Source organism: Winslowiella toletana (assembly GCF_017875465.1).
In the GTDB taxonomy this organism is placed as follows: Bacteria; Pseudomonadota; Gammaproteobacteria; order Enterobacterales; family Enterobacteriaceae; genus Erwinia; species Erwinia toletana.
The window spans coordinates 2,341,198-2,361,201 of sequence record NZ_JAGGMQ010000001.1 but is presented as its reverse complement, the minus strand read 5'-3'; the positions used below and the strand labels follow the sequence as shown (position 1 = coordinate 2,361,201).

General features: G+C 55.5%; 18 protein-coding genes. 5 read left to right on the top strand and 13 right to left on the bottom strand.

All coding sequences use genetic code 11. The features are described from left to right. Positions 1-40: 40 nt before the first annotated feature. Genes J2125_RS11015 through J2125_RS11000 form a run of 4 tightly spaced genes read right to left on the bottom strand, consistent with a single transcriptional unit; the run spans position 41 to position 4,307 of the window. Positions 41-841, bottom strand: a complete 801-nt coding sequence (locus J2125_RS11015; RefSeq protein WP_017800322.1) for a 2OG-Fe(II)-dependent halogenase WelO5 family protein — start codon at positions 839-841, stop codon at positions 41-43. 3 nt (positions 842-844) lie between these two features. Beyond that, the gene (locus J2125_RS11010) at positions 845-1,552 is read right to left on the bottom strand and encodes a class II glutamine amidotransferase (protein ID WP_026111606.1); all 708 of its coding nucleotides are present in this window, start codon (positions 1,550-1,552) and stop codon (positions 845-847) included. Beyond that, a complete protein-coding gene (locus J2125_RS11005; RefSeq protein ID WP_017800324.1) occupies positions 1,540-2,817 on the bottom strand; it encodes an ATP-grasp domain-containing protein in 1,278 nt (425 codons plus the stop codon). The genes J2125_RS11010 and J2125_RS11005 overlap by 13 nt, the downstream gene beginning before the upstream one ends. Before the next feature lie 17 nt (positions 2,818-2,834). Further along, entirely contained in the window at positions 2,835-4,307 is a 1,473-nt protein-coding gene (locus tag J2125_RS11000) for a hypothetical protein (protein ID WP_017800325.1), read from the bottom strand. Between the two features lie 201 nt (positions 4,308-4,508). On the opposite strand from J2125_RS11000, the gene J2125_RS10995 reads away from it, so the two are divergent. Then, a complete protein-coding gene (locus J2125_RS10995; RefSeq protein ID WP_017800326.1) occupies positions 4,509-5,954 on the top strand; it encodes an aminotransferase-like domain-containing protein in 1,446 nt (481 codons plus the stop codon). A 31-nt stretch (positions 5,955-5,985) separates the two neighbouring features. Here J2125_RS10995 and J2125_RS10990 read toward each other — a convergent pair whose 3' ends face one another. From J2125_RS10990 to J2125_RS10955, 8 genes are all read right to left on the bottom strand, one after another. Further along, on the bottom strand, positions 5,986-7,239 hold the full coding sequence (locus tag J2125_RS10990; RefSeq protein WP_017800327.1) for a valine--pyruvate transaminase: 1,254 nt from the start codon (positions 7,237-7,239) through the stop codon (positions 5,986-5,988). 267 nt (positions 7,240-7,506) lie between these two features. Next, a complete protein-coding gene (gene ghrB / locus J2125_RS10985; protein WP_017799776.1) occupies positions 7,507-8,481 on the bottom strand; it encodes a glyoxylate/hydroxypyruvate reductase GhrB in 975 nt (324 codons plus the stop codon). A gap of 73 nt (positions 8,482-8,554) precedes the next feature. After that, entirely contained in the window at positions 8,555-9,838 is a 1,284-nt protein-coding gene (locus tag J2125_RS10980; protein WP_017799775.1) for an MFS transporter, read from the bottom strand. 91 nt (positions 9,839-9,929) lie between these two features. Next, a complete protein-coding gene (locus tag J2125_RS10975; RefSeq protein ID WP_017799774.1) occupies positions 9,930-10,883 on the bottom strand; it encodes a sugar kinase in 954 nt (317 codons plus the stop codon). A 4-nt stretch (positions 10,884-10,887) separates the two neighbouring features. Beyond that, a complete protein-coding gene (locus J2125_RS10970) occupies positions 10,888-11,637 on the bottom strand; it encodes a sugar phosphate isomerase/epimerase family protein (protein WP_017799773.1) in 750 nt (249 codons plus the stop codon). A gap of 225 nt (positions 11,638-11,862) precedes the next feature. Continuing rightward, the gene (locus tag J2125_RS10965) at positions 11,863-12,885 is read right to left on the bottom strand and encodes a LacI family DNA-binding transcriptional regulator (protein WP_017799772.1); all 1,023 of its coding nucleotides are present in this window, start codon (positions 12,883-12,885) and stop codon (positions 11,863-11,865) included. Between the two features lie 106 nt (positions 12,886-12,991). Beyond that, positions 12,992-13,651: an OmpA family lipoprotein gene (locus tag J2125_RS10960; RefSeq protein WP_017799771.1), complete on the bottom strand. Its 660-nt coding sequence runs from the start codon at positions 13,649-13,651 to the stop codon at positions 12,992-12,994. Positions 13,652-13,766: 115 nt separating this feature from the next. Further along, on the bottom strand, positions 13,767-14,330 hold the full coding sequence (locus J2125_RS10955) for a DNA-3-methyladenine glycosylase I (protein ID WP_017799770.1): 564 nt from the start codon (positions 14,328-14,330) through the stop codon (positions 13,767-13,769). 152 nt (positions 14,331-14,482) lie between these two features. On the opposite strand from J2125_RS10955, the gene J2125_RS10950 reads away from it, so the two are divergent. The 4 genes from J2125_RS10950 to dnaC all read left to right on the top strand — a co-directional run bounded on the left by J2125_RS10950 (position 14,483) and on the right by dnaC (position 18,659). Next, positions 14,483-16,474 carry an autotransporter outer membrane beta-barrel domain-containing protein gene (locus J2125_RS10950; protein WP_017799769.1) on the top strand — a complete coding sequence of 664 codons (1,992 nt, stop codon included), beginning with the start codon at positions 14,483-14,485 and terminating at the stop codon, positions 16,472-16,474. Between the two features lie 115 nt (positions 16,475-16,589). Beyond that, positions 16,590-17,237 (top strand): hypothetical protein, encoded by a 648-nt coding sequence (locus J2125_RS10945; protein WP_017799768.1) that lies wholly within the window; start codon positions 16,590-16,592, stop codon positions 17,235-17,237. A gap of 133 nt (positions 17,238-17,370) precedes the next feature. Continuing rightward, positions 17,371-17,916 carry a primosomal protein DnaT gene (gene dnaT, locus J2125_RS10940; RefSeq protein ID WP_017799767.1) on the top strand — a complete coding sequence of 182 codons (546 nt, stop codon included), beginning with the start codon at positions 17,371-17,373 and terminating at the stop codon, positions 17,914-17,916. A gap of 2 nt (positions 17,917-17,918) precedes the next feature. Next, entirely contained in the window at positions 17,919-18,659 is a 741-nt protein-coding gene (dnaC, locus tag J2125_RS10935; RefSeq protein ID WP_017799766.1) for a replicative helicase loader DnaC, read from the top strand. A 113-nt stretch (positions 18,660-18,772) separates the two neighbouring features. Here the strand turns inward: dnaC and ampH are convergent, their stop codons facing one another. Beyond that, the gene (gene ampH / locus J2125_RS10930; RefSeq protein ID WP_017799765.1) at positions 18,773-19,990 is read right to left on the bottom strand and encodes a D-alanyl-D-alanine-carboxypeptidase/endopeptidase AmpH; all 1,218 of its coding nucleotides are present in this window, start codon (positions 19,988-19,990) and stop codon (positions 18,773-18,775) included. Positions 19,991-20,004 lie beyond the last annotated feature (14 nt).

The following is a 20,004-nucleotide window of genomic DNA, read 5'->3' as shown; positions in this document are numbered from 1 at the left end:
CCTTTATCCCGGGCGGCGGGAGTGCCGACCCGTGTCAGTGTTAACTCCAGGCAATCGCATTCTTCATTTTTTTGTCGGTTAAACCGAAGAAGAACCCCATCGTGATGCGGGTATCGCCGGATACCCGGTCGATTTCGTGGTAGTAGGCGGGGTTAAAAATATAGACATCGCCTTTGCGCGGACTGAATTCACAGGTTTCACAGTCATCCACTACCGCACTTTGATAACCCAGCTCACCCGGCGTTTTGAACTGCTCATCTTCCTGCTGCCATCTCTTCTTGTAGACGCGCAGCGCACCGCCGCTGTCGCACTCCTGCAGGCAGACCACACAGCTCAGCTGATGCAGGATATGGGTTACCGCCAGCCCGCTTTCGGCGGCATCCCGCACAATCAGATCGTTATGCAGCGGGTTGGCGACGCCGTCGGCATGAAAACGCACAATCGCGCCGGAATAGGTTCCCAGCTCCGGCTCCTGCGCGGTTTGCAGCGTTTCCAGCTTCAGCGCCTTCTTCACCCACTGATAGACATTCTCTTTGAGCGTCATCAATGAATCTGGCAACGACGGTTGCAGATCACGTAGCTCAGTAAAGTAGTTTCCCGGCGTTGCGGTATATTTCGCCAGATAGGGGCCGAGGGTGGTTAACGCGCCATTGGGATAGTGTGATACCCGTACTTTCTCACGGCATTGGGTTAAGTCTTCGACCACCGCCTGGCTGACATCCGTCGCCAGAAAACCGCGCAGCACCAGCAGCGGCACGCGGGCAGTAACGATATCGTCGAGCCAGGTGCTTTCAACAAACATGGTAGGATTAATAACGCGAATCTGATTGAAAATAGCCATGATCTACTCCGCAAAAGTTAATTCATGAAGTTCATGATTTTCCATCCGTCGCCATCCGGACGCGGTCGCCAGATCCGGGATAATTTCGGAGGAAATGTAGGTAGTCTTATTATCGTGATAGCAGTGCAAGGTGAAGTAGTGAGGAAAAGGGGTGTCATCGGGATACCATTGCCATGCCCAGGCTTTTTCGCGCGTAATAAAAAACGCATTGCCTGAACTGCCACCCGGCGCGACCTGCGCCATCTTCTCCTGCAGATAGTGACGGCTCATATCGGCGGGTGTGATGCGATCGACGATATATTGCAGATACTCCGCTGAGTCGAAGCTCGAAGCCTCCATCCCCAGATGCTGATGGATGGTTGGCAGAAAACCGTTATGCATCATGTACCACTGGGTATTGCCGCTGTTACGCAGCAACGGATGGGAAAACTGCCTGCCACTGTTTTTAGTTAGCGTCGCGTGGCGCACATGCACCGCCAGAAAATCGGTGCGGATCGCGCTGATATCGATGGTGGGCAACGCATCAGCAAAGGTGCCGGTTCCGTGCAAGGTGCGCACTTTTCCGTTATCCAGCCATAGACAGCCCCAGCCATTGGGGTGCTGTTTGATGGGCCCGTCATGTTGCGCTGTTTCACCGCAGCTCATGGCGCGCGCGGCATGCATTACGGCTTCAACGGAAAAGGCGCCCTGCGCCATAATCATCCTGCACATCGTAAATCCTCCCTGAGCGGCAGTGGGCTAAGTGTGGCGACAGCGTTAAACACGGCGATAATTTCGTGCTGATCTGGCGCGCAGAGGCGCAGGGTGCCGAGAATACCGGCGTGGCGGGTCAGATCGGCGTACAGGGTTGAGTCGCGGGAGACGCTAATCTGCGGTAATTTCAGCGGCGCCAGTACGCTGCCGCGCTGGTTCTGATGTACCCAGAACTCCGCTGCCGTCAGCTGGCTGGTCTGGCGCAGGCGCAGCTGGCCAACCGCCCGCGGGGTTTTCGCTGCTGGCAGCCCGGCGAAGCGTTTCCCCTGCTCAATATTAAACGCAATTTCTGCCCAGTTAAGGCCCGTCACCTCTTTCACCAGGTTCACCACCCCCATACCGGAGAGGCGAAAACCCATCTCAAGAAAGTGCGGTATCCCATCGACCACGATAAAGTCGATATGGAACGCCCCCTGGCGGTAGTCGAAGGTGTCGCAGCACAGGGCCATTAACGCGCTAAACGCTGGCGGTAGCTGGTGGGCTGCGACAGCGACGTGTCCCGACTCATAAAAGCTGGTGATGCCGTCTGCGCTTTTGACCGGCTCAATCAGCTTCTGACAGCAGGTCAGCGCATGGGGCACGCCGTTGCACACCACCCCCTGCAAGGAAAACTCCACGCCCTGCAGCCAGCTTTCGACGATAAAACCGGAAAAACAGCGGCCACCGTAGTTCATGGTGGTCACCAGTTTCTCCACCGCTCTGTCCAGTTCCTGCGCCGACTTCACCAGCCAGACGCCCAGCCCGCCGCCGCCATCCACTGGTTTAATCACGCAGGGATAGAGCAGCGCGTCGCGCGCATCACGAATGCTGATCGCTGAAGCAAAAAAACGAAACTCCGGCTGCGGCAAAGCGGAGTGCGTTTTGTTCAGCGCCATGCGCTGGGCATATTTATCCAGCGGAATAAAACTACGGCGATCGAGCGGGTCAGCCAGCATCTCGCGCACCCGTCCGGCGCTCTGGTTGTAGGCTTCAAATCCCGCCAGCACCACCTGTGGATGTTCAAGCAGACCGGCATTCATATACGCCTGCATCACTTCAAACGGGCTTTCCGGACGGTTAACGCGCAGAACCATATCGAACGGCAGTTCCAGACAAATCGACTGATAATCAACGTAATCGCCCATCTCAGCCAGCACGGTGAAATAGCCTTCGCGGCACGCCACTTCGCAGTAAGGATTCTGTCCGTCGCGGGTGGCGCCAATTTGCAGAAATATCTTTTTCATCTTTCGCCCTTAACGCATTAGCGTCCGGAGATCACTTCAGTGATGGCGTCCTGCAGAACGCCGTTATTAACCTGAATAATCATTTTGTGCGGGTCATAGCGCAGAATACGTGACAGCGGATCCTGCGGTTTACGATCCAGCAGTGAGGTCACCAGCGGGCTGCGGTAGCACTGACGCAGCTGGGCTAAGGTCAGCCCGGAGAGCTGTTCCAGCTGGCTGCACAGCTGCAGACTGACCGGTTCTTCGCTACTGGCTAACAGCGCAGTAATCTCGCCTGGCGGAATGTCGATATGTTGCCGGTTAAGATAGTCAGCGAGATGCTGGCCGCCGGCGGTAAAAGGCGACCAGATCATGCAAATCAGCTGCTCTGTCGACAGGCCAAAGGCATCAAGGGCAAACTGTGCCGCACGTTGTCGCTGCGCGGCGATGGCGTCATCATCCTGATAACGCGCCGCCATTTCAGCGATCAGATGCGGCGGAAAATCCTTCTGCTGCATCAGCCCGAGCGCAAAGCGCACATATTCGCGAATGCCTTCACCATAGCTGCGTTGCAGCAGGGTTTCTGCGCGCAGACCGCGAATATGCGCCATCAGCGTCGGGTTACCGCAGTCGGATTCGGAAAAACTGAACATCAGTTCGTCAAAACGGAACTGCATAAACTCGCTAAGCAATGCCCAGTGTTCCCCCGCCTCATAGGCGGTGTCCTGATAGATATTAAAAAACAGCGGGTCGCGCGGCAGCTGGTGGGTAATACGATGGGCCGGGGTGATATTGTCCGCGCCATAAATATGGCTGAAGTAGCGCTCCGCCACGCCATCCAGCGTCTGCAGAAAGCCGGAGAAACCGCGCCCTCTGGCCACTTCCGGCGCGTCAAACAGGCGTGAGAGGTGGCGCGCCCAGGCGAGATAGGCGGTCTGCTCTTCCGGGGAGTCGCCGGTAATAATAATATCCACGCCGCCATCATAGTGAGCGGCGAGGCCAAACGAGTTGACCATGCTAAGGTTGCAGGCGTTACAGAAGGTGGAGCGGGCATCGGCCTGAAAACGGTGGCCATTCATCAGCACATCGGTGCGATTCTGACGGCGCACGGAATCGGGCATCGGTAAATCGCGCGCGAAGCGGCGAATTAATAAACCATCGGTCAGTAAACATTCGACGTAATCATCATCATAAATATTTAATGCCTGATAGACGCGGTCAATATTTGCCATGACCTGGTCATTCATACCGGCATGGCGGTTGGTGCTGATGCGTAAACGAAAGGTTTCGCCTTTTTCCTGCCAGAGTAAACCCTGAATATAGCGTACCCATGCCACCATATAGCTGCTGTCTTTGCCGCCGCCATAAGCAAGTAATACTTTGTTATTGCTGATGTTAACTTGATCGGGAAGGGAAAGGATTAAACGTTTTGCACACTGCCTGGCTGACATAATAATTGCTTCAGAAAGATATGTTTCTATATCTTTCATCATCACAGAAAGGTTATTCATTTTGCCTTTTTCCTTTGGAAAATAAATACAGGGTTGCCCCGAATGGGGGGATGCAATTAAGTGCGTCCTCGTCCAAAAAAACCGCAAAGTTACCCGAAAACCTGTGATTCAAATTCATTATTGTTAAGCGCTTGATAGTTAAACTACTATCAAAGTAATCTCATGAATATGTACAGATCAGATCGATATGGGGTGGAACAGATGTCCATTGCTGGAACAGATCAGGAGAGTCAGGGAAGCCGTTACCGCCAGATTGCCGAGCAGATTAAACAGGCAATCCACGATGGTACGCTGCCGCCCGATACCCGTTTGCCTTCTGTGCGCACACTGGCAACCCAGTACAGTGTCAGCCTGACGACGGCGCTAAAAACGCTGCGTTCGCTGGAGGATGAGCATTACGCGGTGGCCAGACCCAAATCGGGATTCTTTGTCGCGCCATTAACCCGGCCGCAGCGCGATAAACTGGCGCTGCCGGAGCAGTCGCGCGAGATTGCGCCACTGGATGAGCAGACTGAACTGCATCTGGCGATGGTGGGCACCGACTGTCGTATCCGGCTCGATCTGGCGAACGGCGCCAGCTCACTCTATCCGATCAAAAAGATTGGTCTGCTGATGCGCCAGATGGGTTATACCAAACCCTTCCTGCTGGGAAATACGGTGAAAGGCACCGGCTATTCGCCGCTTAAAGCTGAAATTGCCCGGCGCGCCATTGATTATGGCTGCAATATTAATCCTGACGATATTCTGATTACCAATGGCTGTATTGAAGCCCTCTCGCTCTCTTTACGCGCCACGGTAAAGCCCGGCGATGTGGTGGCGGTGGAATCTCCCTGCTATTTTGTGCTGCTGCAAATGCTGCATAATTTAGATTTACGCGTGATTGAAGTGGAGGCCGGACCGGAAGGTTATATTCACGTGGAGAAATTAACCGCATTATTTAAACGCAAAGCGGTAAAAGCATTTGTCACGCTGGCGAATATTAATAACCCGCTGGGAAAAAGTATTCCCAACGAACAGAAAGCCTATATTGCCCGTCAGGCGGATGAAAATGACGTGATTATTATTGAGGATGATATTTTTGGTGATACCGCTTTTGGTGAACGCCGTCCTTTTCCGATGCGCGCCTTTAGCCCGAATGCGATTCTGTGCAGCGGATTCTCGAAAACCGTCGCGCCGGGGATCCGTATTGGCTGGGTATGCAGCAGCAACTATATGCGCAAAATCGCTTCGCTAAAATATACCTCGACGATGGGCACTTCGGTGCTGTCGCAGGCGGCTATCGCCGAGCTGCTGCGTAATGGCGGCTACGATGCCCATCTGCGCAAATTACGCCGTGAACTGGCGAATCAGATTAGCCATATGCGCCGCGCGGTGCTGCGCTATTTCCCGGCAGGCACCCGGGTTTCGGATCCGGAAGGTGGCTATGTGTTATGGGTCGAAATGCCGCCGCAGGCGTTGAATGTGCGGGCGCTGTTTATCAAGGCGCGTAATGCCGGGATTGGCATTGCGCCAGGCCATATTTTTGCCACCGATCATCGCTATGACCACTGTTTCCGGCTGAATGCCGGTTTTGGCTGGAATGAAGAAGTAGAGCAGGCGATTAAACAGCTGGCGCAGTGGTGTTCGCAGTCATTGGTTGAAATGTAGGGGCGGCGTTCTCGCCGCCCGTGCTGGCAATTTATACTGTTTCCGCGTGTGCGCGCTCAATCTCTTCCGCCAGAATACGGATGCCTTTCTCAATCGTCTCGCTGTCCGGCACATAGTTCATGCGCATGCACTGGTGGGTGTGCGGCCATTCATGTTCCAGTCCGGGGAAGAAGAAGTGGCCGGGCACCATCAGTACGCCACGCTGCTTCAGGCGCTGATAGAGCAGTTCGGTGCTAATCGGCAGATCCTGAAACCACAACCAGAGAAAAATCGCCCCTTCCGGTTTATGAATCAGGCAGCGATTTTCGGGTAGATAGCGACGAATAACTGCAATCGTCTGTTTAACGCGCTGCTGATAAAAAGGTTTAATCACCTGTTCAGACAGGCGTAACAGATCGCCACGCTTAATCATCTCGGTGGCGATAGCCGGTCCGATACTGCCCGGCGCGAGGCTGATAATGCCATTCATATTGCTGATCGCGGAGATCACTTTCTCATCGGCAATAATAATGCCGCAGCGTGAGCCCGGCAGGCCCAGTTTCGACAGGCTCATGTACAGGATAATATTCGGATTCCACAGCGGGCGTACTTCGCTAAAAATAATCCCCGGGAACGGCACGCCGTAAGCGTTATCGATCAGCAGCGGAATATCGTGCTGTTGCGCCAGCACATCGAGTTTCATCAACTCTTCGTCGGTAATCACATTACCGGTGGGATTGGTCGGGCGTGAGACGCAGATTAAGCCGGTATCGTCGGTGATCTGCAAATGCTCGAAATCGACGTGGTATTTAAACTGTCCTTCCGGCAGCAGTTCGATATTGGGCTTTGCCGAAACAAACAGATCTTCATCGAGGCCAGCATCGGCATAGCCGAGATATTCTGGCGCCAGCGGAAACAGCACGCGCTTTTTACTGCCGTCGGCACGGCGACCGGCATACAGGTTAAACAGATAGAAAAACGCGCTCTGGCTGCCGTTGGTCAGGGCGATATTTTGCGGCGAAATCTGCCAGCCCAGCTCTTCGCGCAGCATCTCCGCCAGCGCATCCAGCAGCACCGCTTTGCCGCGTGGACCATCATAGTTGCACAGCGCGTCGGTCAGTTTGCCTTCATCATGCATCTGTTGCAGTAACTGCTGAAAGTAGTCATTCATTGCCGGAATTTGCGCCGGATTACCGCCGCCCAGCATTACCGCACCAGGCGTGCGTAAACCTTCGCCCATATCTTCCATCAGGCGGGCAATGCCTGAATGGCGTGTAAATTTGTCACCAAAAGCCGAAAAGGTCATAACGTGTAAATCATTTGTTATCGCAAAGGGTCAATCACCATAACGCCGCGCTAAAAGGGGTGCAATGGCTATCGTGTGGCGGGATGTGAACTTCGCGGATGGGCGCGGGCCGAGAAAACGCCGTTATGACATATCGTGGAAATTATCGGGACGGGCGGCGAGAACGCCGCCCCTACGCTTAATTAATGTAGGGGCGGCGTTCTCGCCGCCCGTGATACGGATTTGCACCGCACGTAATGGCAGCGTTCTCGCCGCCCGCTGACAGCATTATTTCAACAGCTGAGGGTTAACGCAGTTCTTCTCAACTTTACCGGTCAGCGCGGCGATCAGGTTATCTACCGCATCTTTCGCCATACCATAACGTGTCTCATGGGTAGCGGAGCCGATATGCGGCAGCGCCACCACATTTGGCAGCTTCAGCAGCGGAGAGCTGGCCGGCAGCGGTTCCTGTTCAAAGACGTCAAGACCAGCGGCATAGATAGTGCCATCTTTCAGCGCGGCGATCAGCGCCTGCTCATCAACCACCGGGCCACGTCCGGCATTAATCAGAATCGCGCTCGGTTTCATTTTCGCCAGCTGCTCACGGCCAATCAGATGATGAGTCTGCTCGGTCAGCGGCAGGCTGATACAGAGGAAATCGGACTCTTTCAGCAGCGTATCAAGATCGCAGTACTGGGCGTCAAAGCGCTGTTCCGCTTCTTCATGATGCTTACGCGCGTTATACAGAATCGGCATGCTAAAACCGAAGTGGGCGCGCTGCGCCAGCGCCAGGCCGATACGACCCATCCCCAGAATCCCCAGTTTTTTATGATGCACATCGATGCCGAACCAGTCCGGCCCGACGCTGCTCTGCCATTCGCCAGCTTTCACCCGCTCCGCAACGTCCACCACGCGGCGGGCGGATGCCAGCACCAGCGCCATCATGGTGTCCGCCACGGTTTCGGTCAGCACGGTTGGCGTATGCATCAGCACCACACCGCGCTGATTCAGCGCATCAACGTCAAAATTGTCATAGCCCACTGAAACGGTCGACGCCGCGCGCAGTTTTGGCGCTTTCGCCAGAAACTCGCCGTCCACTTTGCCGCCGGAACCGAGAATGCCTTCCGCTGATTGCAGCACATCGGCATATTTCGCGATATTTTCTGGCGTCAGACCGCTGATTTCGGTGACGGAAAAGTGTTGGTCAAGACGCTGGCGTAAATCGTCAGGTAAGGACTTATACAGCACCACTGAAGGTTTCATGCGTGTCTCCCTGTTAAAAGCATGTTGGGCGGCAAGTTTGCCGCCCTGGATAATGTTAACCACGGGGCCGCTTTCAGGCGTGTTTTGCGCCCGGGCCGACCGCTGGCTGTTGATCACCGGCGGGTTTAACAATAAGCGTAAGCCAGACCGCAACCAGCAGCGCAGCGCCCATAAAGATGTAGGAGGCTGACGGGCTGCCGGTGGCGCCATTAAGATAGCCAACAAACCATGAGCCGGTAAAGGAACCCAGTGCTCCCATGCTGTTAATCAGCGCCATCGCGCCCCCGGATACATTGCGTGGCAACATCTCCGGAATAATGGCGAAGAACGGGCCATACGGGGCGTACATCGCGGCGCCGGCAATCACCAGCAGGGCATAGGAGATCCAGAAATGACCCGGCCCGACCAGATAAGAACCTAAAAACGCCAGTGCGCCAATTAACAGTAACGGCCAGACAAACAGTTTGCGGTTCTGTAACTTATCCGACGCCCAGGAGACAACGATCATCGCAATGGTTGCCGCCAGATAAGGCACCGCTGAGAGCCAGCCTGCTTCTACCATACCCATTTGTGTGCCGTTACGCAGTATTGATGGCAACCACAGCACGAAACCATAAACCCCGATGCTCCAGGCGAAATACTGCATACACAGCAGGATCACATTGCGCGATTTAAACGCGGCGCGATAGTTCGGCACCGCTTTGATGCTCTCCTGCTCTCTTTTCAGCTCCGCCTGTAGCGCCGCTTTCTCTTCATCACTCAGCCATTTGGCCTGTGCCGGCTTATCCTGCACCATAAACCACCAGGCGACCGCCCAGACCACTGCCGGAATGCCTTCAAAGATAAACATTTCGCGCCAGCCGAAGGATTCAATCAGATAACCGGAAACCACCGACATCCACAGCACTGTCACCGGATTACCGAGGATCAGGAAGGTATTGGCGCGCGAGCGCTCCGATTTAGTAAACCAGTTACTGATATAAATCAGCATCGCCGGCATGACTGCGGCTTCCACCACGCCAAGCACAAAGCGGATAGCGGCCAGCATCGGAATATTGCTGACCACCCCGGTCAGGGACGCGCAGCCACCCCACAGAATCAAACACCAGAAAATCAGCTTTTTCACACTACGGCGTTCAGCATAAATTGCGCCGGGGATCTGGAAAAAGAAATAGCCGAGGAAGAACAGGGCGCCCAGCAGCGATGACATGCCCTTGGTAATGCCTAAATCGTCATTGATGCCTGCCGCGGAGGCGAAGCTGAAGTTCGCGCGGTCGAGATACGCCAGGCTGTAGGTGATAAACACGATGGGCATGATGTACCACCAGCGTTTAGGCGCGATCGTGTGTTTCTTCATAATGTTATCCTCTGTTGAGGTGGCCGCATTCTGCTCTCAGGGAGATCGATGCGATTTCGTTATTTGCAGGGCACGACAATTCACGGTGACGTTAATCGTCGCCAAGCTCAGCGCGCGTCGGCAGCCCTTCGCTGTCGCCGATCACCTGAATCGCCAGTGAACCGATTTTGTTGCCGCGCTTAATCGCCTGCGGTAACGTTTTCCCTTCCAGTAACGCGCTGATAACGCCAACCGCAAAGCCATCGCCTGCGCCAACGGTATCCACTACGTTTTCCACTCTGACGGCGGCGACCTGGCCTTTCTCGCCTTGCGCAGTTTTATACCAGGCGCCGTCACTGCCGGTTTTAATAATCACCGCCTTCACGCCCTTATCGAGCCAGAAGTCAGCCATCGCTTCCGGCTGGCTATAGCCGGTGAGGATTTTGCCCTCTTTTTCACCCGGTAATACCCAGTCGGCATACTCTGCCAGCAGGTTAAGCTGTTGCACCATTTCGCGTTCGCTGGACCACAGCACCGGGCGCAGATTGGGGTCGAAGGAGATCGTTTTTCCCAGCGATCGCATCTCTTTGGCGGCATATTTAGCCAGTTCCAGCGAACTGTCGGAAAGCGCGGCGGCAACGCCACTCAGATGCAGATGGCGCGCCGCGCCAAAGTAGTCGCGATTAAAATCGTCAACCGAGAGATGGCTGGCGGCGGAGCCTTTGCGGAAGTACTCCACCAGCGGATCGGAGCCATCATCAACTTTCGACTTCAGCTGAAAGCCGGTGGCATAGCGCTTATCTGTGGTGACCTGACGCCGATCGACCCGCTCTTTATCCAGCTGCTGGCAGGTAAAGCGGCCAAAGGAGTCATCGCCGACACGGCTGACCCAGCCTACGTTGAGGCCGAGGCGCGCCAGCCCAATCGCCACATTCAGCTCCGCGCCAGCAATGCGTTTGATAAAACTCTCTGCCGCCGCCAAATCGCCGGTTTCGCGCGCGACAAACATCGCCATCGCTTCGCCAATGGTGACCGCATCCAGCGTGCCGTTAGTATGGGTTGTCATGCGATCACTCCTCGCGCAGCAGGTTTACGTAGTAACGGGTGACGGCAGTCAGGTCGTCGCCTTCCAGTGGAAATTCAATGCCGCGTGGCACATCCGCGGGCAGCAATTTCAGCAGCTCGCGCCATGATCCGTCGCTGTCATCGAGCGCCACAGCGCGCCAGCCGTCGTGATGGGGGGCGGCAGCTTTCACATGTACATAGCTGACAAAGCGTCCGAGGTTTTCGGCCGCCACGCACGGGTCATCGCCCACCCACAGCCAGTTGGCCATATCAAAGGTCATGCTGTTGGGCATCCGCACCGCGGCGCAATCAGCAAAGAAATCTTCCAGTGGCTGACGCTGACCAAATTCGGTCTGGTCGTTTTCCACCACCACATGCAGCGGATAAGCCGCCAGCCGCTGTTGCAGCGCCTGACAATCAAAACCGCGCGCATAGTTGCCCAGTGAGAATTTCAGCAGTTGCGCATTAAGCTGGCTGGCTTCATCAACCCGCTGATCGAGCTGCGGATTCAGCGTACCGTCGTCCATAAACAGCGCTTCGGGCGCCGAATAAAAGGCGATCAGCTGATGCTGCTTAATCGCGCGGCCCAGTTCAGACAGGCGCTGAAGCTCTTCTGCGCTCAGCAGTTCACGGCGAATTTCGACGCCATCGGCGCCCGCTTCGGCAATAACCGGCAGTAAAGCCTGCTGACCGCCTGCGGCTTTAACCTGCTGCTGACCATAAGCAGCGATCACCACAATCACTTCTCTTTTCATTCTTTCCTCCGGCACGGGATGCCTCGACGTTATAAAAACGTTAAATGGAACCGGTTCCAAAGCAAAGGAGCAGAGTGCGAAATTATGATCGCGCTCACGATGTGAGCAAAATTCAGGAAAATTCGATGCAGAAAAGCAGGTATTGGCACAGGCGGCGAGAACGCCGTCATGATGGTTCGTATAAATCATTGGCACGGGCGGCGTTCTCGCCGCCCGCAGGATTAGTTACTGCGGAGAGGTGGAACCGCGGATCACCAGCTCGCCGGAAAACATCTGTTCAGCCAGCGGCTGTTCGTTGCCGTCAATCCGGCGAATCACCTGTTCCAGCGCGGCATAGCCGATCTGCCAGGTCGGTTGTTTTAAGGTAGTGATGCCCACGCCCGCCAGTTCAGCCCACTCCAGCTCATCAAAGCCCAGCAGGCCGATATCCGGCCCCCAGCGCAGTCCAAGGCGTCGCAGTGAACGCGCTACTTGCAGGGTTAATGAACCATTGGCCACCATCACCGCGCAGCGATGCTGCTGATGGCGCTGGTAAAAGTCGCGCAGAATGCTGTCGAGTTTCGCTTCTTCATTCAGCGCGGCTTCCGCCTGTTCGGCGCTGGCCAGCTGATGGCGTTGCGCGGCGGCTTTAAACGCCTGCAAACGTTCGCGGCGGGTGTTGACCAGCCCCAGCGGTTCGCTGAGAAACAGAATCGCCTGATAACCGTTAGCCAGCAGATGTTCGGTGGCGACGCTGGCGGCTTCGGCGTTATTCAGGCCGACCACATCACAGGCGAAATCCGGGATTTTACGGTCAATCAGCACCATCGGCAGCAGCGACTGTTGCAGCATGCTTAGCGCCTCTTCGCGCATGCCGACCGCATTGACCACAATCCCTTCCACCTGATAACTGCTTAGCAGTTGCAGATAATGGCGCTCCTGATCCACTTCGTTATTGGTGTTACACACCAGCAGAGTAAAACCCTGCGCGCGGCAGGCGGCTTCGATGCCGGACAGCACATCAACGGAATAGGGATTGGTGATATCGGCGATTATCAGGCCGATCAGACGGGTACGACCACGTTTCAGCCCGCGCGCCATCTGGCTGGGACGATAATCGAGGGCGGCGATCGCCTGTTCGATACGCTGCTTCAGTGCGGCGGAAAGCGCATGATGCTCGCCGTTAAGATAACGCGAAACACTGGTTTTGCCGGTGCTTGCCGCTTTTGCGACATCGCTGATGGTGGCTCGTGCGGCCTTGCGCTTCATGGCTATCCTCTGCATTCGATTGGGCCAGAGACTAGCACAGCTTTTTAGCCGACGTTAATAGCGGAGATAACAGGGGCAGGGTGCCGCCCCTGTCGGCCGGAGGGAATTACAGCGGGCTAAGGGTAATTTCCACACGACGGTTTTGTGCTTTACCCTCTTCGCTACTGTTGCTGGCAATCGGGTGATCCGGTCCCAGCCCCTGGGTACGGATGCGGTTTGCCGCCACGCCCTGGGTAATCAGCGAACTGCCAACACTGTCAGCGCGCTGCTGTGACAGCTTCATATTCAGCGCCCGGGTGCCGGTGCTGTCGGTATGGCCGATAATCGTCACCGCAGTTTTCGGATACTCTTTCAGCACCATCGCCACGCCGGTCAGGGTATTAGCGCCCGCCGGTTTCAGCGTGCTGCTGCTGGAATCGAAAGTGACATTATTTGGCATATTAAGAATGATATTGTCACCGTTGCGCGTCACGCTGACGCCGGTGCCTTTCATCTTCTCGCGCAGCTTCGCTTCCTGCACGTCCATATAATAACCCGCCCCGCCGCCCAGCGCTGCGCCCGCAGCGGCGCCAATCAGCGCGCCTTTACCGCGATCTTTCTTCGAAGAAGAAAGTACGCCGACACCCGCGCCTAAGGCCGCACCCAGTCCGGCACCGATACCGGCTTTGCCAGCCTGGGATTCACCGGTATAGGGGTTAGTGGTACAGCCGGAAAGCGCCAGCGCGCCGCTCAGTAGCAAGGAGATGGAGATAATACTTTTTTTCATGGATGTTCCCTCAAACGTCTCTCTGGAAGATGTAATTACATCTATAAGCGGCACAATTATGCCGCTTAAATGTGAGGGAAAACTCTAAGATTAGGTCTTAAAATGTAAATCTGAGCTACGAAAGATTATCAGGATGGCAAAAGCAGTCGATCACATGATCGTTAACCAGCCCGCAGGCCTGCATAAATGCGTAACAGGTAGTCGATCCGACAAATTTAAAACCGCGCTTTTTTAACGCTTTTGACAGCGCATCGGAAACTGCGGTTTTACCCGGCGCCCCGGCGAGGCTGGTCAGATGATTGATCTGCGGCTGGTGGTCGACAAAACTCCAGATAAAATCGGCGAAATCCTCGCCACCGGCTTCCATCGCCAGATACGCACGGGCATTCACGATAATCGCCGTAAGCTTGCCGCGATGGCGAATCAGCCCGCTGTCCTGCATTAACGTATCAAGTTCCTCTTCACCCATCAGCGCCACCGCTGCGGGATCGAACCCTTTAAAGGCGCGGCGATAGTTCTCGCGCTTCTTTAGCACGGTAATCCATGACAGCCCCGCCTGCTGACCCTCAAGGCAGATCATTTCATACAGCGCTTTGCCTTTCGTTTGCGGAATACCCCATTCACTGTCGTGATAGGTAAGGTAGAGAGGATCCTGTGTTACCCAGCCGCATCGTTGCATTTTTAAATCCCTTATTGGTAAAGGCGCAAAATTTGTTGGTTTTATCCTTGACGTGGCATGCAATCGGTCAATAGTTAACCAGTGGAATAAAGTGATGACCGATAAATAATACTAACAACTCGCCAGTTTGGCTCTTTTTTTGGAGTCGGATAATGCTGCAGAAAAGAGAGAGGAGTGGTCGCCGTTTAGCCTTTGGGGGGCTGTTAGCGGCCGGGCTTTTAATCTTTACCATTCAGGCGCATGCCTGGGATCAGCTGTATGTGTTTGGCGACAGCCTGAGCGATAGCGGCAATAACGGCCGCTATACCTGGGATGGCGCTGCGCATCCGCTGTATGACGATATTCTGGCGCAAAAGATTAACCAGACGCTGCGTCCTTCCGACGACGGCGGCACCAACTATGCCGCCGGCGGTGCGGTGGCGGTACCGGCGCTTAACCCGATCGATAATACCCGACAGCAGGTCAATGCTTATCTGTCCGCCAGTGGCGGTCGCGCCGATGGCAATGGACTCTATATTCACTGGATTGGCGGTAACGATCTCGCCACAGCGGCGCTGAATCCGGGGTCGGCGCCGGCGATCGTCAGCAGCAGTGCGTTTGCCGCCGCCAGTCAGGTGCAGACGCTACTTGCGGCTGGCGCCAGTACGGTGGTGGTGCCGACGGTGCCGAATGTCGGCGCGACGCCCGCCCTGCTGCAACAGGTTATCAGCGTGGGCTTACTGCCGGTAGCGGACAGTGCGGTGGCGCTGGCTTTTCAGTCGCTAAACAGTCAGAGCACCTTAAACCGCGGCGCGCGTCAGCAGGCGATTCAGGATGCGATGTATGCCGCAGCGGGGGCGCTCACCACGGTGCCGGCGCTGCAACAGGCGATAGCCGATCAACTCTTTGCCAGCTGGCAGCAGCTTAGCAGCCAGCTGGAGACGTTAACCGATAGCTACAACCAGCAGGAAGATCGCTACTTAGCCACATTTAACGGCAATATCGTGCGCGTTGACGTTAATGGCCTGTTTAACGAGGTGCTGGCGGATCCGGCGCGTTACGGGCTAAGCAATACCGCCGGAATGGCCTGTCCGCCGGGCGTTTCTGCGGCGCTATGCAGCGTTTCGACGCCGGGTTTCGCCAGGGAGCAGGCGTATTTATTTGCCGATCCGCTGCATCCCAGTCCGGATGTCCATCTGCTTATCGGCGACTATATGCAGTCGGTACTCGATGCGCCGGTGCAGGTGATGGCGCTCAATCAGGCCACCCAGGCGATGGCGCGTGATATGCGCAATACCCTCGACAGCCGCCTGCAACAGCAGCGCCATAGCGACAATCCGCAGGGGTCGCTAAGTGTGTACGGTGGCTATGCCGGTCAGCATAATGACGTTAATCAGCCGCCGGGAGACGGCAATGCCACCACGCATAACCTGACCCTCGGTGTCGATTATAAACTGACTGATAGCTGGCTGGTCGGGGCGCTGGTTTCCGCATCGGACGATAAGCAGCACCCGACGCCCGATTATGACTATAAAATGCGCGGCTGGCTGGTGTCAGCTTACAGTGAACTGGCATGGCTTGCTGGCGGTTGGGTAAATGCCGATCTGCACTTTGCCGTCGCGGATTACGATGATATTGAGCGACGTATCACCTTAGGCCCGGCGACGCGCAGGGAGCAGGGCGCTACCGATGGCAGGCAGCTGGGCGCGCGCGTTTCCGGCGGCTGGGATTTCCCGGTGACCAGCTGGCTGACTACCGGTCCGACGTTGCAGTATGCCGTCGATTACAGCCGGGTGGCGGGCTACAGCGAGCAGGATAATCTCAGCACCTCGATGCGGTTTAACGATCAGACTTATCATTCACAAATCGGTGCGGTTGGCTGGCGTCTCGACTCGCAACTTGGCTGGGTTAATCCCTGGGCGGAAGTGAGTTACAACCATCAGTTAGGTGATGATGTCTGGCGTGCCGGTGGTGGGCTGAAATCGACGCAGACTTCGTTTACGCGTGACAGCGCGCCGCAGGACAGTAACTGGGTAGATGTCAGAGTTGGGGCGCATGTGCCACTGGGGGAAAACCTGGCGGCCTTTGCCTCAGTTTCACAGACCGAGGGTCTTAGCTCTGGCGAACAATTTATGTATAACCTTGGCGTCAGCGCCCGCTTCTGAATTTAGCTTAACGTCAGGCGCCATGCCGCTTCGCTGGTGGTGATGGCATCATTAGCGAAGCAAAAATATCACGGATAAATATAATTTCACGGATAATCATTATCGTGGAAATTTTATGCAGTCCGAGCTTGTAGTGCTTCGCAATAAACTTTTGGCTTTTGTAGCCTGCGCCGTTTTTCTCTGCCTGATGATGGGGCTGGTGTATATCGATGTAAACTGGATGAATAATGCCCTGCATGAGACGTCTTTTACCGAAGGCGCCCAGGAGCTGATCCTGGCGATAATCGCTGCGTCATTTTTTATCGCCGCCATCCGCCATGCTGAGTATCGTGCCGGTTTGCAGCTGATTGGTGGGTTTTATGCCTGCATGCTGATCCGTGAGATGGATTTCCTGTTTGATGAGATACGCCACGGCGCCTGGGTCTGGTTTGCGCTGGCAGTGACGGCGATTTGCCTGACTTACGCACTGTTGCATCTGCAAAAATGTCTGCGCGGCCTGGTGCATCTTTTGCAGCATCCGGCGTGGAATATGATGGCTGCCGGTTTGTTGACGATTCTGGTTTTTTCGCGCCTGTTTGGCGTTAATGCGCTCTGGCAGCATCTGATGCTGGATGGTTATCACCGCACGGTGAAGAATATGGCGGAAGAGGGCAGCGAACTGCTCGGCTACAGTTTTTGCCTGTTTGCCAGCGTACGCTATCTGTGGGCCATGAAAACGGTGCCGGAAAAAAAGTCACTGTTTGAGTTCCAGCAGCAAAACTGATTTATTGTCGCGTTTACGCCCTTCTGCGGCTGATTTATGCGATCTCTCTCGGTAAAATTGTTAGAATCAGATGGGAGCGGAGCGCTTTCTCCCCTCCCGTAGCTGAGAATTAACCTCAACCAGAGACTGAGCCATGTCTGTCAAAATCTTAACCTCCACGATCATTGGCCTCGATGCGTTTCGCCAACACCCGCTTGCTGCGCTGGCTTCTGCTGAGCAGGGCGCGGTCGCCGTGTTTGATAACAACGCGCCGGTGATGTATGCGGTGACGCCGGATCGGCTGGCTCAGCTGCTGGCGATTGAAGCGGCCTCTTCTCAGGCGCGTTCCGATGTGGCGCTTGAGGATAGCCTGTTTGATGACCATCTGGCCCATCCTGAGGCCATTCCGGTGCCGGGCGGTAAATTCGCGCTCTATCAGGGCTGGCAGCCGGATGCTGATTTTGTTCGTCTGGCGGCAGTCTGGGGCGTGGCGCTAACGTCGGCGGTGACGCCAGCGGAACTGGCCTCATTTGTCAGCTACTGGCAGGCGGAAGGACGCATGTTCCACCATGTGCAGTGGCAGCAAAAACTGGCGCGCAGCATCCAGTTAAGTCGCGCCGCCAATGGCGGCCAGCAGAAACGGGACCTTAACCATCTTCCTGAACCTGACCAATCCATTCCTGATGGCTTTCGAGGTTAGCGATGAAAAACAGTGCCGACTTGTTTAAACGGATCCAGCGCTTAGTGCCTGCGCATATTAAGCCCAAGTTTAAGGACAGCGCCGAGCTGCTTGCCTGGAATCAGGAACAGGGGCGTATCCGTTCGCAGGATATTGCCCGTGAAAATCGTGCAATGAAAATGCAGCGGATTCTTGGACGCTCCGGCATTCGTGAACTGCATATCAACTGCTCATTTGATAACTACCGTGTCGAGAGTGAAGGGCAGCAGCTGGCGCTGGATCGCGCGCGTCAGTATGCGGAAGAGTTTGACGGCAGCATCGCCAGTTTTGTCTTTTCCGGCAAGCCTGGCACCGGCAAGAACCATCTGGCGGCCGCGATTGGTAACTTTCTGATTTTACGTGGTAAAAGTGTGCTGGTGGTGACGGTTGCCGATCTGATGTCAAATATGAAAGGCACATTCAGCGGCGGCAACGGCGTGACCGAAGAGAGCCTGATCCATGAGCTGAGCACCGTCGATCTGCTGGTGATTGATGAGATCGGGATGCAGACCGAATCGCGCTACGAGAAGGTGATTATCAATCAGATTGTTGACCGCCGCTCCTCATCCAAACGTCCGACCGGTATGCTGTCGAATCTCGATATCGCCGGGATGAACAACCTGCTTGGCGAACGCGTCATGGATCGTATGCGTCTCGGTAAAAGCCTGTGGGTACGTTTTACCTGGGACAGCTATCGTAGCCGGGTGACTGGCGAAGAGTATTAACATATAACATACAGGATTTGTAGGGGCGGCGTTCTCGCCGCCCGTGTTGATGACTGGCACCGTACCCGCTGCCATACGGGAGCCAATAACGGCTCCCTTACATGTGTCAGATCTTAACCCGCCGTATTACGCACCAGTTCCGCCAGCAGATTATTTACCGCATCGCTCATCGGCGTAAAACGGCTTAACGGCGAACGGGTGACCACCACAAAGACGCCAACGTTATGCTGCGGCACCATCGCCATATAAGTGATAAAGCCGCCGCCACCGCCGGTTTTCTGAATAATGCCCGGCAGTCCGTTCTTCGGCTCCATATATACCCAACCCATCCCCAACGCATCGGCTTTGCCCGGTACATCCATGCCATCTACTTTGGTGAGCTGGCTACGACGATAGATCAGCGTCTGCAGGCGGTCGGCCTGCGGACTGCGCTGGTGTACATCGGAGGAGAGGAACTGCTGCATCCAGCGGCCAATATCGTCTGGCGTCGAGTAGATGCCGCCGCTGCCGATGGCGGCCAGCGTATTGTTGCACGGGCTGGCGCCTTTCTCCGGCACCATCAGGCGCGCGCACTGTTCAGGCGACGGGGTAAAGGTGGTGTCTTTCATCCCCAGCGGGCGGGTGATTTTATTGTTCAGCAGCGTCGGATAAGGGGTGCCTGCGGCGCGCGCCAGCGCATCGCCCAGCAGATCGTAGGCCAGATTTGAATAAGAGGCGCGAGCGCCTGGTGGCGTAGTCAGCTGAGCGGTTTGCAGCCAGTTCCAGCGCTGGTCACGGGTTGGCCAGACAAATACCGGGCGTTGCGCTTTGCCGCCGGGTTGTTCACGCGGCAGGCCACTGGTGTGGGTCGCCAGGTTGATCAGCGTAATCGGCTGACCGCCAAAGGCGGGCACCCGGCTGCCGGGCGGCGCATATTTACTCAGCGGATCGTCAAGACGCAGACGCCCTTCTTCGGCCAGTTTTACCATCACTTCACTGGTCAGCAACTTACTTAGGGAAGCAATGCGGATCAGCGAGTCTTTTTGCGGCCGGACATTATTGCCAGGACGGGTGTCGCCAAAGCTGGTGAACACGCGCTGATTACCATCAATGGCAACCAGCGCCATGCCGGTAGCGGCGGTGCCATAAAAAATATGTTCTGCATAACGATCAACAATCTGTGAAGCCAGCAGCGGATCGGGCGAACTGTTTGCCATACTGCGCATGGGTAGTGCGATAACCATTAGCGCCAGCAAAAAAGAGACAGGTGATTTCAACGGCAGATTATCCAGATGGGTTAACAGAGAATATTCAGCATAGTAGTCATTTCTGTTATCACTGGCACTAATCATATCGTAAACAACGG